The 13,992-nt window shown below is 71.3% G+C and carries 15 protein-coding genes; 7 read left to right on the forward strand and 8 right to left on the reverse strand.

Translation table 11 applies throughout. From position 1 onward, the window contains the following. Positions 1-11 precede the first annotated feature (11 nt). Positions 12-1,154 carry a hypothetical protein gene (locus tag JYK18_RS23250; RefSeq protein WP_206804619.1) on the forward strand — a complete coding sequence of 381 codons (1,143 nt, stop codon included), beginning with the start codon at positions 12-14 and terminating at the stop codon, positions 1,152-1,154. Here the strand turns inward: JYK18_RS23250 and JYK18_RS23255 are convergent. From JYK18_RS23255 to JYK18_RS23270, 4 genes are read right to left on the reverse strand one after another with little or no spacing between them, the layout of a single operon-like run. Next, positions 1,151-1,840 carry an SGNH/GDSL hydrolase family protein gene (locus JYK18_RS23255; RefSeq protein ID WP_206804620.1) on the reverse strand — a complete coding sequence of 230 codons (690 nt, stop codon included), beginning with the start codon at positions 1,838-1,840 and terminating at the stop codon, positions 1,151-1,153. The genes JYK18_RS23250 and JYK18_RS23255 overlap by 4 nt on opposite strands. A 34-nt stretch (positions 1,841-1,874) precedes the next feature. Then, positions 1,875-2,285, reverse strand: a complete 411-nt coding sequence (locus JYK18_RS23260; protein ID WP_206804621.1) for a hypothetical protein — start codon at positions 2,283-2,285, stop codon at positions 1,875-1,877. Between the two features lie 32 nt (positions 2,286-2,317). Then, positions 2,318-2,896, reverse strand: a complete 579-nt coding sequence (locus JYK18_RS23265) for a TetR/AcrR family transcriptional regulator (RefSeq protein ID WP_206804623.1) — start codon at positions 2,894-2,896, stop codon at positions 2,318-2,320. Between the two features lie 16 nt (positions 2,897-2,912). Continuing rightward, positions 2,913-3,842 carry a PHB depolymerase family esterase gene (locus JYK18_RS23270; protein WP_206804625.1) on the reverse strand — a complete coding sequence of 310 codons (930 nt, stop codon included), beginning with the start codon at positions 3,840-3,842 and terminating at the stop codon, positions 2,913-2,915. A gap of 223 nt (positions 3,843-4,065) precedes the next feature. Here JYK18_RS23270 and JYK18_RS23275 point away from each other — a divergent pair, with 223 nt between their 5' ends. Beyond that, positions 4,066-5,262 carry a tannase/feruloyl esterase family alpha/beta hydrolase gene (locus tag JYK18_RS23275; protein ID WP_242582484.1) on the forward strand — a complete coding sequence of 399 codons (1,197 nt, stop codon included), beginning with the start codon at positions 4,066-4,068 and terminating at the stop codon, positions 5,260-5,262. 274 nt (positions 5,263-5,536) lie between these two features. Here JYK18_RS23275 and rnhA read toward each other — a convergent pair whose 3' ends face one another. Further along, the gene (gene rnhA / locus JYK18_RS23280; RefSeq protein ID WP_206804630.1) at positions 5,537-5,989 is read right to left on the reverse strand and encodes a ribonuclease HI; all 453 of its coding nucleotides are present in this window, start codon (positions 5,987-5,989) and stop codon (positions 5,537-5,539) included. Positions 5,990-6,120: 131 nt separating this feature from the next. On the opposite strand from rnhA, the gene JYK18_RS23285 reads away from it, so the two are divergent. Continuing rightward, complete coding sequence (locus JYK18_RS23285; RefSeq protein ID WP_242582007.1) at positions 6,121-6,912, forward strand: DUF3050 domain-containing protein; 792 nt, start codon at positions 6,121-6,123, stop codon at positions 6,910-6,912. Positions 6,913-6,985: 73 nt separating this feature from the next. On the opposite strand, the gene JYK18_RS23290 is transcribed toward JYK18_RS23285, so the two are convergent. The 3 genes from JYK18_RS23290 to JYK18_RS46825 are packed head-to-tail and all read right to left on the reverse strand — an operon-like array spanning position 6,986 to position 10,691. Then, positions 6,986-8,560 (reverse strand): class I adenylate-forming enzyme family protein, encoded by a 1,575-nt coding sequence (locus tag JYK18_RS23290; RefSeq protein ID WP_206804633.1) that lies wholly within the window; start codon positions 8,558-8,560, stop codon positions 6,986-6,988. Beyond that, a complete protein-coding gene (locus JYK18_RS46820) occupies positions 8,557-9,879 on the reverse strand; it encodes an NAD(P)/FAD-dependent oxidoreductase (RefSeq protein WP_307796021.1) in 1,323 nt (440 codons plus the stop codon). The genes JYK18_RS23290 and JYK18_RS46820 overlap by 4 nt, the downstream gene beginning before the upstream one ends. Next, entirely contained in the window at positions 9,876-10,691 is an 816-nt protein-coding gene (locus JYK18_RS46825; protein ID WP_242582009.1) for a hypothetical protein, read from the reverse strand. Before JYK18_RS46825 ends, JYK18_RS46820 begins: the two co-directional genes overlap by 4 nt. Before the next feature lie 296 nt (positions 10,692-10,987). Between JYK18_RS46825 and JYK18_RS23300 the strand changes: the two genes are divergently transcribed. Genes JYK18_RS23300 through JYK18_RS48050 form a run of 4 tightly spaced genes read left to right on the forward strand, consistent with a single transcriptional unit; the run spans position 10,988 to position 13,983 of the window. Next, positions 10,988-11,992, forward strand: coding sequence for a hypothetical protein (locus JYK18_RS23300; protein WP_206804638.1), 1,005 nt, complete (start codon positions 10,988-10,990; stop codon positions 11,990-11,992). Beyond that, positions 11,982-12,818, forward strand: coding sequence for a sugar phosphate isomerase/epimerase (locus JYK18_RS23305; protein WP_206804640.1), 837 nt, complete (start codon positions 11,982-11,984; stop codon positions 12,816-12,818). The genes JYK18_RS23300 and JYK18_RS23305 overlap by 11 nt, the downstream gene beginning before the upstream one ends. After that, on the forward strand, positions 12,815-13,528 hold the full coding sequence (locus JYK18_RS48045) for a hypothetical protein (RefSeq protein ID WP_307796022.1): 714 nt from the start codon (positions 12,815-12,817) through the stop codon (positions 13,526-13,528). Before JYK18_RS23305 ends, JYK18_RS48045 begins: the two co-directional genes overlap by 4 nt. Then, the gene (locus JYK18_RS48050; protein WP_307796023.1) at positions 13,525-13,983 is read left to right on the forward strand and encodes a hypothetical protein; all 459 of its coding nucleotides are present in this window, start codon (positions 13,525-13,527) and stop codon (positions 13,981-13,983) included. Before JYK18_RS48045 ends, JYK18_RS48050 begins: the two co-directional genes overlap by 4 nt. Positions 13,984-13,992: the final 9 nt, after the last annotated feature.

A 13,992-nucleotide genomic window follows, 5' to 3' on the forward strand; every position in this document is an offset into this window, starting at 1 on the left:
GAGGAGCGACGATGCGTTCGTCATTCGGGAAAGCGCTTTCAGTACTCGCCCTGCTCGCCGCGCTGATCCCCGCCGTACCCGCTTCCGCCGCCGGTCCGCTGGCCGACTGCGGCACCGGGTCGTTCCACGCGGAGGCGGTGAACAACGGCGGCACCTGGACCGTCCGGAACGGCGGCAACACCGTCTACACCGGCACGAGCCTGCTTTCGGCGTTGCAGTCGGCGGCGGGCAGCCTCACCGCCGGGCGCACGTGGAAGGAACGGATCGTGGTCCGCGGTTCGGGCTCGATGAGCGCGGGCAGCCGGTTCTCCGTGCCCAGCTACACCGTGCTGGACGTGTGCGGCACGATCAACGTGACCGGGTCCGGTTCCGGCGACCAGGCCCCGGTCTACGCGAGGAACGCGCGTGACATCGAGGTCCAGCACCTGAACCTGACCGGTTCGCCGCTCTACGGCATCTTCCTGCGGAACGTCGAGAACGTGATCCTCGGCCAGCTCGACCTCCGGCTGTCCGGCGGGCTCGGCGTGCGCATCGACAACCGCGGCGACACCTCGCGCTGGACCAGGAACGTGCGCATCGACTACGTCTACGTCCAGGGGTCGAGCACGCACGGCGTGGAGACCTACGGCGTGGACGGGCTCACCGTCGGCACCGTGGTCGCGCGGAACACCGGCGGTTCCGGCCTGCTGCTCAACGAAACCATCAACGCGACGGTGACCAAGGTGGACGGCAGCGGCGCGGGCACCGGCACCGGGTACGCGGCGTTCCGCACGGCGAACCGCAACGGCCGCATCGGCAACTCCTACCCGGTCAACATCCGCGTCGGCGAGGTGATCGCGCGCGGTGGCGGGCGCGGCGTCTTCTGCGTGTCGGAGAGCGGCGGCATGGTGATCGACCGGCTGGACATCGCGCAGACCGGCAGCAACGCGATCCTGCTGGAGAACTGCTACAACGTGAACCTGGCGGCGCAGAGCGGAAAGGTGGCCGGCCCCGGCGACATCCGGCTCGCCTCGCGCACGGAGTTCCCGGTGACCTCGGACGTCACGGTGCGGAACCTGACCGTGACGAACTCCGCGATCACCGAGAACCCGTGTGGCACCAACACGAACTTCGTGAACAACACGCTGGTGAACAGTCCGCAGAACGTCTGCTAACCGAGCGCTGCGGTCACTGCCGGGTACCAGCGGCTTTCGATCTTCTGGATGCCGCTGGTTCCGTTCGGGTGCACCCCGTCGTAGGTGTCGGTGGCCGGGTTGAAGCCGGTCCACTGGTCGACCACGGTGATCGGGGAGCGCGTGGTGCTGTTCGCCTGCGCCCACCCGGGGATCGCGGCGTTCAGGTCGATCACGCGTTGCGCGCAGGCACCGCAGTTGGCCGGTGCCATCGGGATGATCTTCGCGACGAGCAGCTCGGTGTCCGGGTTGTTCGCGCGCATCTGGCCGAGCAGCTTGCTGAACGCGCCGAGAATGGCCGACGGGCTCTGGTTGTTCCAGACGTCGTTGGTGCCCAGGTGCATCAGCACGATGTCCGGATCGGTGGCGGCCAGCCAGCCCGGCAGCAGGTTCTGGTTGGCGATGCCGGTGGCGAGATAACCGCCGTGGCCCTCGTTCTCGCCGTCGTAGGAGAAACCGCAGCCCTGGGCGGGCAGCGTGCCGACGAAGTCGACGGCGGTGTGGCCGGTCTGCTGGAGGTGCTGCCAGAGCAGCGCGCGCCAGCAGCCCGGCGAACCGGTGATCGAGTCGCCGAGCGGCATGATGCGGGCGGGGGCCTGCGCGGTGGCGGTCACCGGGAACAGGAGCGCGGTGAGCAGGGCGATCAGGGCGAGCAGGGAGCGGTGCATCGGACCTCCAGGGGCCGGGAGCGCTCCCAGTAGGTTAACGCCGCGGCTCTGGCTTGACCAGCGTCCAACCGAAGGCCAGGCAGGCCGCGGCGAACAGGACGATCGGCGGCACGGGCAGCAACCACGCCGACAAGCCCAGTGCGACGAGCGACGCGACCAGGGCGAGCCCGGCCAGCTTCCGGGTGACCTCCGGCACGAGCAGGCACAGCGCCCCGGCGAAGAGGAGTGCCACGCCCATCACGAGCGACATGCCCAGGTCGAGGTCGGCCAGGCTGCGCTTCAGTCCGAGCAGTTCGATCCCGTGCTCGCGCATCGCCGCCATCGCGCGACTCGACTCCGGCGTTTCGGGCCGGGAAGCCACCAGTGCCGCCGTCGCCAGGTGACCGGCACCGGTCGCGATCCACGCCCAGGCTCCCACGCGGAACCACTTCGTTCGTTCATACACAGGTGTATGTTCTATCCATACAGTTGTGTATGTCAACGAAGATCAAGGGTCAGTTGCTCGATGAAGTGCTTGAGCCCCGCCCGGCCGCGGGCACCGTCCACAGTGACCTCCGGGACCACGTCGCCGGCCGCCCGCCGCAGGTCCGACCAGCCCAGGTAGGCCGAGTAGGCGAAGACCGCCTGCCGCCGCGCGACGGCGGGGGTCAGGCCCAGCTCGCCGTAGAGCGAAGCCAGGTAGGAGATCCGCCGGTCGATCACCCGCTTCAGCACCGGGGCCACGGCCGGGTGCGCGGCCTGTGCCATCAACGCCGGTTCCAGCCCGGCGATCACCTCGGTGCCCAGCGCCGCCAGGAAACCGGCGCGCAGCTTCTCCCTCGGGTCGTCGAGCTGCGCCAGGTCGGTGATCAGCGCGGCCGTGGTCCGCTCTTCCCACGCCTCCATCGCCGCCACGAGCAACGCCGAACGGTCCTTGAAGTGCCAGTAGAAGCTGCCGCGGGTGATGCCGAGCTCCCCGGCGAGCGCGTCGACGGAGACGGCGGCCACGCCACCGTTGGCCAGTGCGCGCAGGGCCGCCGTCGTCCAGTCGTCGCGGGTCAGTCGTCCTCTCGCCATGGTCCGAACAGTAGTGTCAGCCGATTCCCCAGAACGCACTGATCCGCGCCGCCGCGCAGAGGTTCACGTCGAGGAGGTACGCGCCGGCGGTCCCGCACGGCGGGTCGACCGGCTGGCCGTGCCCCATGCCGGTGATCGAGTACGTCTCGACCACGGCCCGGCCGCCGCCGTCGCGGTAGACCGCGTGCGGGTAGCCCGCCACCGAGCCGGTTTCGCTCGGGGTGGTGGAGATCCCGTGCACGTTCGTCCATTGGTCGCCCAACTCGCGCTGGTTCGCCGCGGCGACCGTGTAGTCGGCCGTGCCCTGCCAGAGGCTGACCACCGGCCACGGGCCCTGGTGCCCGCTCGCCGCGCGGACGCTGTCACCCCACGCCGCGGGCGTCTTGTCCTTGCCGGGGTTCATGCAGGAGAACGCGTCCACCATGGTGGTGGCGCAGCCCTGGGGGAGTCCGGCGACCACGGCCCCGCCGGCGAACACGTCCGGATAGGCCGCGAGCAGCACCGAGGTCATGCCGCCACCGGCGGACAACCCGGTCGCGTACGCCTGGGTGCCACCGGTGTCGGCCTGCGTGCGCCGGACCATCTGCGCGATCGACTCGGCCTCACCCGAGCCGCGGGTGACGTCCCCGGACTGGAACCAGTTGAAGCACTTGTTGAGGTTGTTGCCTGACTGCTGTTCCGGCAGGACCAGGCTGAACCGGCCGCTGTCGGCCAGCGCGCGCCAGCCGGTTTGCTCCCCGTAGGCGGGCGCGTTCTGCGTACACCCGTGCATGGCGACCACGACGGGTCGTCCGGCGGGTAGTCCGTCCGGTACGTACCGGAACATCTTGAGTGCCCCGGGATTGCTCCCGAAGCCGGTCACTTCCACGATGTTCGCCGCCGAAGCCGGGGTGGTTCCCGTCAGCAGCGCTGCCAGCAGGGTCAAGGCGATCGTCAGCGTTCGCATCTTTTCCACGGTATGCAGCGGCATCCGGTGAACCGACGGTCTGGTGCACACAATCGGGCCGGGCACTGTGTGGGCCGCCGACATGGTCGTGCCGCGCCGCGCGGCCTACGTTCACCGGATGCTGTCGAAACTCGCGCTGGCCGGCGCCCTCCTGGCCACGGTACTGCTACCCAGCACCGCCGGGGCGACGGTGCCCGGCACCGCTGGGGCGGCGGGTGGCTGCATGGCGCCGTGGGTGCCGGGCGCGGCGAAGCAGGTCAGCGCCTGCCTCGCCGACCTCACCACCGCCGGCACCGTCGAGTCGGGACACACCGTGCCCACCGACTGGGCCGGGCTCACCTCGGCCGGGCTGCCAAGGCCGGGCGCGGTGCCGGGCGTCCAGATCGACGGCTACTTCCCGGATTCCTCCACCACGAACAACCACCACGGCTGGGCGCACGACGCGCAGTTCGTGCTGCGGTTGCCGGTGCGGTGGAACGGCGGGCTGGTGATCGCCGGTTCGCCGGGCAACCGCGCGCAGTACGCCAACGACCGCGCGATCGCCGACCACGTGCTGGCCGCCGGGTACGCCTACGCCGCCACCGACAAGGGCAACACCGGCCTGGAGTTCTTCACCGACGGCGTCCGGCCGGGCGACGCCGTGGCGGAGTGGAACCACCGGGTGACCCAGCTGACCGTCGCGGCGAAGGCGGCGGTGGCGCAGCGGTACGGCCGGTTTCCACAAAGGACGTTGATGGCGGGCATCTCCAACGGTGGTTACCTGGTGCGGTGGCAACTGGAGAACCGGGCGTGGCTCTACGACGGCGGGGTGGACTGGGAGGGCACGCTCTGGACCGGTGAAGGCCCGAACCTGTTCACCTTCCTGCCCGCCGCGGTGCGCAATTACCCGGCCTATTCCGCGGGTTCGGCCGAGGCGCGGCAAGCCATTATCGACGCCGGTTTCCCGGCTGGTTCGGAATTTCTCTGGCCCTATCACGATCAGGTCTACTGGGGGCTGACCCAGCGCATCTACCGCACGGAATTCGACCCGGAATACGGCGGCGCGGACGCCGATTACGACTACGCGGGGCGGCCGAGGGCGGTGCACCGGGCGGTGGAACGGGTGGCGCTGACCGGGCGGATCGGCAAGCCGCTGATCACCCTGCACGGCACGCTGGACGCCCTGCTGCCGATCAGCCGGGACTCCGACGTCTACGCCGGGATGACCGAGGGGCGGCCGCACCGCTACTACCGCATCACCGACGGCACCCACGCCGATGCCCTGTACGACGTGTACCCGGAGCGCCTGCGGCCGATCGGGCCGTGCTTCCTGCGCGCCTTCGAGACGATGGGGAAGTGGCTCGACGGCCACCGGCCGCCGCCTTCGAAGACGGTGCCGCGCCCCGAAGGCATCGACCCAGCCACCACCTGCGAGTTGTAACCCCCGGCGGCGCGGCGACCCGGCGGCGGGTGGTTGGGTGGCCTGGGACCAGGCCCGATCGGGCCGACTGCTGGCCTGCGACCTGTGCCCGGGCAGCCACGGGTCACCCGCGAGCGATGGCCGGGAACAACTCGGCGGCCGCCGGATACCAGTGAGCAGGGCGACCCGGCGGCTACCGAACACCGGCGAGCGGGCTCTACCTGGTGGCTGCCGCACCCACGAGCAGGCTCTGCGTGGTGGCTACCAGGCCCCCCGACATCGGCGAACCGCGGCCCTACCCGGCGGCGACGGCCTCCTCCAGCCCCTTCACCGCGAGCCGGTCGGCGCGTTCGTTTTCCGGGTGGCCCGCGTGTCCCTTGACCCAGTGCCACTCCACCTGGTGCCGCGCCGCGGCCTGCTCCAGGCGCTGCCACAGGTCGGCGTTCTTCACCGGCGTCTTCCCCGACGTCTGCCACCCGTTGGTCTTCCAGCGCGGCAGCCACGACGTGATCCCGTTGCGAACATACGTGCTGTCGGTGTACAGCCGGACCTCGACCGGGCGCTTGAGGCTCTCCAGCGCCTGGATCGGCGCGGTCAGCTCCATCCGGTTGTTCGTCGTCTCGGCGACCTGACCGCCGTAGAGCTCCTTCTCGTGCGTGCCGTACCGCAGGACCGCGCCCCAGCCACCCGGACCGGGATTGCCGCTGCACGCACCGTCGGTGTAGATCTCCACGATCCGCTCTGTCACGCCGGTACCCTACCTCCCCCGATCGAGTAGGCCCGGTTCGACCTATCGAGATGTGGAAAAGGCCAAAACTCTGTGCTTTTCTCGAACAGAACGCACACCGGAACAAACCCCGACAGGACTGGTGGATCGTTTTGTCCGAATATCACTGGATACCCCACGGCCGGGAAATCGACGGGCTGAGATCCTCGATCAGCGGTATTCGCGCGGAGGTCACCGGCCACCGGATCTACCGCCTGCTGCGCGACCGCACCGACGTGACCACCTTCATGGCGCACCACGTCTTCGCGGTCTGGGACTTCATGTCACTGCTCAAAGCCCTGCAGGGCAGGCTGACCTGCGTGCGCGTGCCGTGGATCCCCCGCGACGCACCGCTGAGCGCGCGGCTGATCAACGAAATCGTGCTGGTCGAAGAAAGTGACGCGGTCGAATCCGGGTTCACCAGCCATTTCGAGCTGTACCGCCAGTCGATGGCGGCGGCCGGGGCGGACACCGCGCCGATCGACGAGTTCCTCGGTCTGCTGCGCAGCGGCATCCCGGTCCCGCGGGCCTTGGTCACCGCGGGTGTGCCGGACGCCGCCGCGGAGTTCGTGCGCACCACCTGGTCGCTGATCAGCGAGGGCACCGTGCACCAGCAGGCGGCGGCCTTCGCCTTCGGCCGCGAGGACCTCGTCCCGGCGATGTTCGCCCAGGTCGCCGCCGAGGAGGAGCGGCTGGCGCTGTTCCGCCTCTACCTCGAACGCCACGTCGGCGCCGACGGGGAGCGACACGGCCCGACGGCCCTGCACATGCTCACCGAGCTGTGCGGTGCCGACGAGCTGAAGTGGCGGGAATGCCTCGACACCGTGCACGAGGTGCTGCGGGCGAGGCTGGCCCTGTGGGACGGCATCTGCGCGGCGCTCGACCGGCGCCTCGCACCCACCTGATCGACGGGTGCGCGGGGCCGCCGACCCCGCGCACCCGGAAAGGCCGTTCACCCGAAGGTGGGAACGCCCTGCGTCAGGTCCACCGTCCGGTGCCCGGGGTCTCGGCGCAGCCGGTGAGCATGGTCAGCAACGCGAGCCGCCGGACCTGCCCGGTGCCGGTGCGCGGGATCTCCTCCCAGGTCAGCACGCGCGGCGGCTGGAGCTCGGGCAGGTCGTGCACCGCGCCGGTCCACTCCGCCGCGTCGACGCGGCCGGTCTCGGTGACCACCACCGGCAGCGGGTCCTTGCCGGGCATGGCCAGCACCAGGCATTCGAGCACGCCGGGCAGCCGGTCCTCCAGCACGTCCTCCAACTCCAGGCAGCTCAGCCCGGGCGTGGTGTCCACCTCGCGGTCGAGCAGCAGCACCCGGCCGTCGCGCCGGTGCACCGCGAGGTCGCCGGTGTTCCACCAGCCGGCGTCGTGCTTCTCCTGCCAGCGCTGGTTTTCCCCGACGTAACCGAGGCAGCGCGCGGGCGTCCGGGTGAGCGCCAGCCCGGCCCGCCCGCGCGGCAACGGTTCGAAGGTGCCCGGATCGACCACCTTCAGCCGGGTGCGGAGCGGGATCGCCCGGCCGAGGTCGCGGGTGGCCGGTTGCCGTTCGCGGCGCACGGCCAGCGATTTCCGGGTGAGGAAGCGGACGGTGATCGGCCCGGTCTCGGTCTGCCCCCAACCCTGGATCCACAGTGGACGACGCCGCCGGGAGGCGTGCAGGTAGTCCCGGACCACCGGCGGGTGCATCGCGTCGTAGGTGCTCAGGAACACCCGCACGTCGCGGAACGGATTGTCCAAACGGGACAGCAACGGCCGGAACCGGGCGAACGCGGCGGGCAGTGCCTCGACGAAGGTCGGCGGATACCGGCGGAGCAGCACGTCCGCGGCGTCGGGGTGCTGTCCGGACAGGATCACGATCCGGGCCGGGGCGCGGCAGAACACGCCGGCCGTCCAGCAGAAGGTGCGGCCGTGCGCGTAGGAACTGGCGTTGGCGACCGTGTCGTCGCGGCGGATGCCGACCGCGGGCAGCCGGACGGCTTCCAACCCGGCGAGCTTGCGGACGATCGTCGAGGTCGAGTGCACCACGAGCTTCGGCAGCCCGGTGGTGCCCGAGGTGTGGTTGATCACCAGTGGCGCGTGCTCGTCCGGGCGGCGTGGTGGCGGCGGGCGGTGCCCGCGCACCCGGTCGACGTGGATCGCGCCGGGTTCCGGAGTGTCCAAAGTGATCACCCGGGAGGCGAAGGCCACGCCGAGCGCGGCGTGCTCGGCGGTGGTCACCAGCACCGCGGGCTTCAACCGCCGCAGCAGTTCCGCCAGCCATTCGGGTGGCAGGTGCGCGGAAAGCTGCGCCGGGACCGCGCCGAGCCGGATCGCCGCGCAGGCGATCAGGTCGTAGTCCCAGTGGTTCGGCTTGAGCACCGCGACCCGGTCACCGGCCCGGGTGCCCGCCGCGGCCAGCCAGCCCGACACTTCGGCCACCAGCGCGGCGAGTTCTCCCGCGCCGTAGTCGATCCCGCCGTCCGGCGCGATGTCGAAAGGACGGTCGAGCCGTACGCGGGTGGCGTAGCCCCGATCGGCGCACTCGTCGAACAGCACGCCCATGTCGTACGGCCTCATACCGTCTCCTTCACGCCGGCGCGGCAGTGGTGCAGCACCCTCGACGCGGCCAGCGCCCCGGCGCGGATCGCGCCTTCGCTGCTGGGGTGCAAGGAGATCCAGTCACCCGCGTAGTCGACCGGGCCGACCGGCCGCGCCTCGAAACCGGCACGCAGGGCCAGTGCCGCCGGGGTCGCCTCGGGCAGGCCGTGGCGGAACCGGTGGATCAGGGGTTCGCCGGTGGCCACGCCCAGGCCGGGCAGGAACCGTTCGCCGGCCCCGAGCAGGCGCGGCACGATATCGCCCTCCGGAGCATCGATCAGTTCGGCGGCCACTGGGGGAGCGGCGTGCAGGCTCACCAGGCCGCGTCCGTCCGGTGCCCGGGATCCGTGCCTCTCGTGGTCCACGACGACGCCGGACAACACGGATTCCTCGGCGGCCGGGGTGAGCAACGCGTGCAGCGGGCGGTTCGCCTTCAGCGCGAGCGGCCGGTCCAGCAGGCAACTGAGCTTGAGCATCGGGGTGAACGAGCACGCGGCGAGGTACGGTTCGGCGGCCGGATCGGGGTTGGCGTGCAGTGCCGCCGCGACGGGCGCGGGTACGCACAGCACCGCCGCCCGCGCGTGGAAGGTGCCTGCCGCGGTGGTCACCCTGGCGTGGGAGCCGTCGGCGACCACCTCGTCCACCGGATGATCCGTTTCGACGTCCAGTTGGGCGGCCAGGTGTCGCGCGAGGGTGTCCATGCCGTCGGTGCAGGTGCGCCACGTCGTAGACATGCCAGCTGAACCGGTCGCCAGCAGCAGGCAGGCCATCGGGGCGATAGCGGAGTTTTCCGGCCGCCAGCCGAAGAAGTGCGCGCCGAGTGGCTGCGCCAGGTAGTCGTGCAGATCGCGGTGGAGACGCTCGGTGAACTCGGTGACCGTGGCCGAACCGAGCGGTGTCCCTTCTGGACGGTCCGTGTCGTAGTCACGTCTTTGTCTTCTGGCGCGCAGGAGCAACCGCGTCAGTTGCCAGCGCGCGCGGAGCGACAGCGCGGAGAGGGCGGGCTGGGCACGGCCGTCGCGCCAGATGCCCGTCGAACTCCGGATCGCGGGAACGTCCGCGATCGGCAAACCCGTGCGGCGCAGGAGTTCCCAGGTGGCGCGGTAACCCTCGGTGGAGATCTGCTCGGTGCCGGTGTCGATGGTGTAGCCCTGGTGGCGGATGGTCGCCATCCGCCCGCCGACCTGCCCGGACGCCTCGAACACCCGGACCGAGAGCCCGGCCCGCCGCAGTTCGTGCGCCACGGTCAGCCCGGCGATGCCCGCGCCCACCACCGCCACGTCCGGCGTGCCGCTCACCCGAGCGCCAGCACGAGCAGGTTCGACAACACCATGAGCAGCGCGGAAAGCCGGTGCGCGCGCAAGCCCAGTGCTCGCGCGGTCTCGAGGTCGCCCGTCCGGAAGCGGTGGTACTGCAGGGCGCGCAACGCGGTCGCCGGTGCCATCGCCACCACGAACCACCACGGCGCGGCACCGAGCAGCGAGCCGATCGCGCCGGCCAGGAACTCCGCCGGGGCGAGCACCGCGACGAGCCGCGTGTTCGGTGAACCCGTGGCGTAACCGCGGGCCAGCAGGGTGCCGAGGCCGAAGACCACCGCCTGCACCACGACGAACGGGTGCAGCGTGCCGGTGGCCAGCGCGTAGGGCGCCAGCACCACCACGCCGCCGAGCACGGCGACCAACGGCTCCGGGAGCCCGGGTTCGACCACGGCGGGGGTGGCGGTCAGTGCGATCAGCACGATCGTCCACACTGGACTGAACGGGCTGATCAGGACGGCCGTGGTCCACAGCAGCACGCCCGCGAACGCCGCACCCCAGCCGAACCACCGCACCTCCGACGAGGTCAGCGCGAAGGGCGGCCGGTGCTCGCCGGGGTCGTGGCCGAAGGAGGCCAGCAGGCAGCTCCCACCGGCGGTGAAGCACAGCAGCATGGCGAAAACGCTGACGCTGAACTGCGCCGTCGTGCCCAGGAGCGCGGTGAACACCACGAACGGGCTCAGGTAAGTGGCGAAGGTGCCGAGCCTCGCGAGCCGGAGGCAACTGCGGACCTTGCTCTCGCGGATCGGTTCCGCCCGCCATTGGGCGAGCAGCCGGTCCTGGCTCCTGGTCATCGTGTCCCCCGGGCGGCCGCGGTATTCGGATTGCGCCGATCGAGCGACATTCCGGCCGGCCGGGTTCTTCTGGAAAAGTGCAGCTCGGCAAGGGTTTCCGCCCGATCGTCGACCATCACGCTCCGCTGCACTGTCACGTACCGAAAGTAGCTGAGCGGCTTGGTGGCGAAAAGGGAGGAATGGTAACCGGGCCGGTTTTCACTCTTTGCGGTCAGTTTTCCACCACGGTTCTCGACGGTGGAGGGAGCCGCGGCGGATATTACGACGGACAGCCTTCCCCGAACGAGACGAGAATCATGCTGCAAACGCTGGTGCTCGGGCTGGGCCGGGCCGGCGCCGCGCGGCACCTCCCGGCGCTCACCCGGATCACCGAAGCCGGGTTGCCGGGAGTGTTCGCCGATCACCCGATCGTTGCCCACGACCCCCGGCCGGTGGAACTGCCGCACCTGCCCCGGGTCCGGGTCACCGGTGACCTCGGCGAGGCGATGGCGCTGGTGGACCCCGGATCGGCGGTCGCTCACCTGTGCACCCCGCCGGGTTCGCGGCTCACCCTGCTGGAAGAACTGGTGCGCAACGGGTTCCGCCGGTTCGTGGTGGAGAAACCGCTCGGTGCCGGGCGCCGCGAGCTCGACCGGATCGGCGTGGTGCGCCGCCGGTACGGCCTGGAGATCGCGGTGGTGGCGCCGTGGCTGGCGGCCGGGCTCACCGAACGGCTGGCGAAACTGGCGCGTTCCGGCGAGTTCGGCGCGCTGCGCCTGGTGACGGTGAACCAGCACCAGCCCCGGTTCCACCGCTCGCTCACCACTTCGGAGCACACGAACGCGTGCGAGGTCGAGCTGCCGGACGCGGTGCCGGTGGCGCTGCGGCTGGCCGGGCCCGCCGAGCTGGTCGACGCGGAGTGGTCCGACATGACCTGCGGCGAGCGGGAGATCCCGCGGCTCGGCGGCGCTTCGCTGACCCTGCGGCACGACGGCGGGGTGCTGACCAGGCTGCGGTCGGACCTGACCTCGCCGATCCACGAGCGCAGCATCTCGCTCAGCCTCGACCACGGCATCGTCACCGGGCACTACCCGCTCAGCGCCGAGGACGACCACGCGCAGCTGGAAGTGGTGTCGCCGCACCGGAGCGACCGGGAGGTGTTCCGCGACGACGCGCTGACCGCGTTCTTCCTGCGCACCTACCGGGCTTTCCGCGCCGGGAAGCCGGTGGGGATCGACCTGCACGAACGGGCCGCGCGGTTGCTGATCGAGGCGAAGGAGCGGTGCGCGCGACGCGGGCTGGTGGCGTCGCATGCGCCGTGAACTGTCGTTCGCCGGGATCGGCGACGAGGCGGGCGCGAGACTCCAGGCCCAGGTCACCGCGATCCGGCGGCTGGGCTGGCGGCAGCTGGAGCTGCGCAGCGTGGACGGCCGGGCGATCGCCGACCTGGGCCTGGACGGGCTCCGGCGGGTCGAGAAGGCGATCCGCGACGCCGGGGTGGAGGTGGTCTGCCTCGACTCGCGGATCGGCAACTGGGCGCGGCCGATCACCGTGCCGTTCGCCCGTGAACTGTACGAACTCGACGAGCTGATCGACTGGTGCCTGGCGCTGGACACCCGGTTCATCCGGATCATGTCCTACCCGAACACCGAACTGCCCGAGGGCGAGTGGCGCGCCAGGGTGCTCGACCGGGTGCGGCGGCTGGCCGAGCGCGCCGCCGAGGTGGATGTGGTGCTGCTGCACGAGAACTGCTCCGGCTGGGCCGGGGCCGATGCCGAACGCGCCCTCGAACTGGTCACCACCGTCGGCAACCTGCGGCTGCTGTACAACACGGGCAACGGCGTCGTGCACGGGTACTCGGGGCACGATCTGCTCGCGGAGGTCGTGGACCACGTCGAGCACGTGCACGTCAAGGACGCGGTGGTGGTCGACGGGGTGGCGCGGTTCTGCCTGCCCGGGCAGGGCGAGGCGCGGGTGGCCGACTCGCTGCGGTTGCTGCTGGCGCACGGGTACCGGGGCGCGTTCTCGCTCGAACCGCAGCTGAACGTGGTGCCACGGCAGGGAAAGGTGGTCGGCGACACGGCGGCCGACGCGTTCGTCTCGGCCGGGCGGGCGCTGGAACGGCTGGGCGTGGAGATCCCGCGGTGAGCGGGTTGCTGCTCGCTTCCGACCACGACCTGCTGCTGCGGCTGCTGCGCACACCGACGACCAGCCCGCTCGAAGCCGGCGGGCCCACGCAGTTGTGGCAGGCGCAGACCGCCTACGCGGAGGCGGCGCGGGCCGTCGGCTTCCGGACGGCCCGGCACGACTGCGCGCGGCCGGCGGACGTGCTGCGCGACGATGTGCCCGCCGTCGTCCGTGCCGCGGCGGGGACGCCCGGCTTTCTGGCCGGGCAGCCGAGTTTGGTGCTGCGACTGGGGCGGGCGCTGCCGTTCGGCGCGACGATCATGGTCAACGTCCACCTGGACACGGCTGCCGGGCCGGAGCCGGTGGCGTTCGACGGCAGCCGGTTCACCGGGCGGGGCGCGGTCGACGCGAAGGGGCCGGCAGTGGCGTTGCTGGCCGGGGTGCGCCAGGCGCTCCAGCTGAGCCCGGCGGTCGGGCGGGACGTCGGGGTGGTGCTGCAGGTGGTGCCCGGTGCGGGCGGGGGTGCGCTGGGCCGGATCGGGACGCGGCGCCTGATCGACGCGGGATTTCACGGGAGGCTCAACGTTTTCTGCGCGCCCACCGGACTCCGTTACGTGACCAGCGCACCGGCCGAGATGACCGCCCGCGTCCGCGCGGACGCCGAGCACGACGCCTCGGTGTTGCTGGGATTCCTGGCGCAGCACTTCGCGGCGGCGCTCGGTGCCGCGTGACCGGCCTGCGCACCGACCCGGACGGCGGTGGTGAGTTCCTGCTGACCCTGACGTACTCGTCGGCCGCGGAAGGCGCGGAGCTGGCGGGCGAGGTCGAACGCCTGTTCCGCGCGGGGCAGGATTCCTTCGGCGCCAAGTTCGGGCGCACGAACCCTGCCGAGAGCACGGACCTGGACTGGCCCAAGCGCGGCCTTCCCTGCCTCAACGGCGGTGACCGGTGGGCGGAGAACCTGCTGACCACGCACGCCGGCCTGACCTCGCAGCCCACCGCCCCCTGCTGCGACGCCATCTGGATGGACGGGGTGCCCGGCGCCTTCACCGCGGTGCTGGGGCCGGGCACTCCCCGTACCCGCGGCGAGTACGTGGACCTCGCCGACCTGGACGCCTTCGCGGGAGCGGTCTCGCGCATCGTGCTTGCCTTCGCCCGGGTGCGGGCTCCCGCCCGGCGCGCCTGAGGCGGTCGC

This window comes from Amycolatopsis sp. 195334CR, assembly GCF_017309385.1.
In the GTDB taxonomy this organism is placed as follows: Bacteria; Actinomycetota; Actinomycetes; order Mycobacteriales; family Pseudonocardiaceae; genus Amycolatopsis.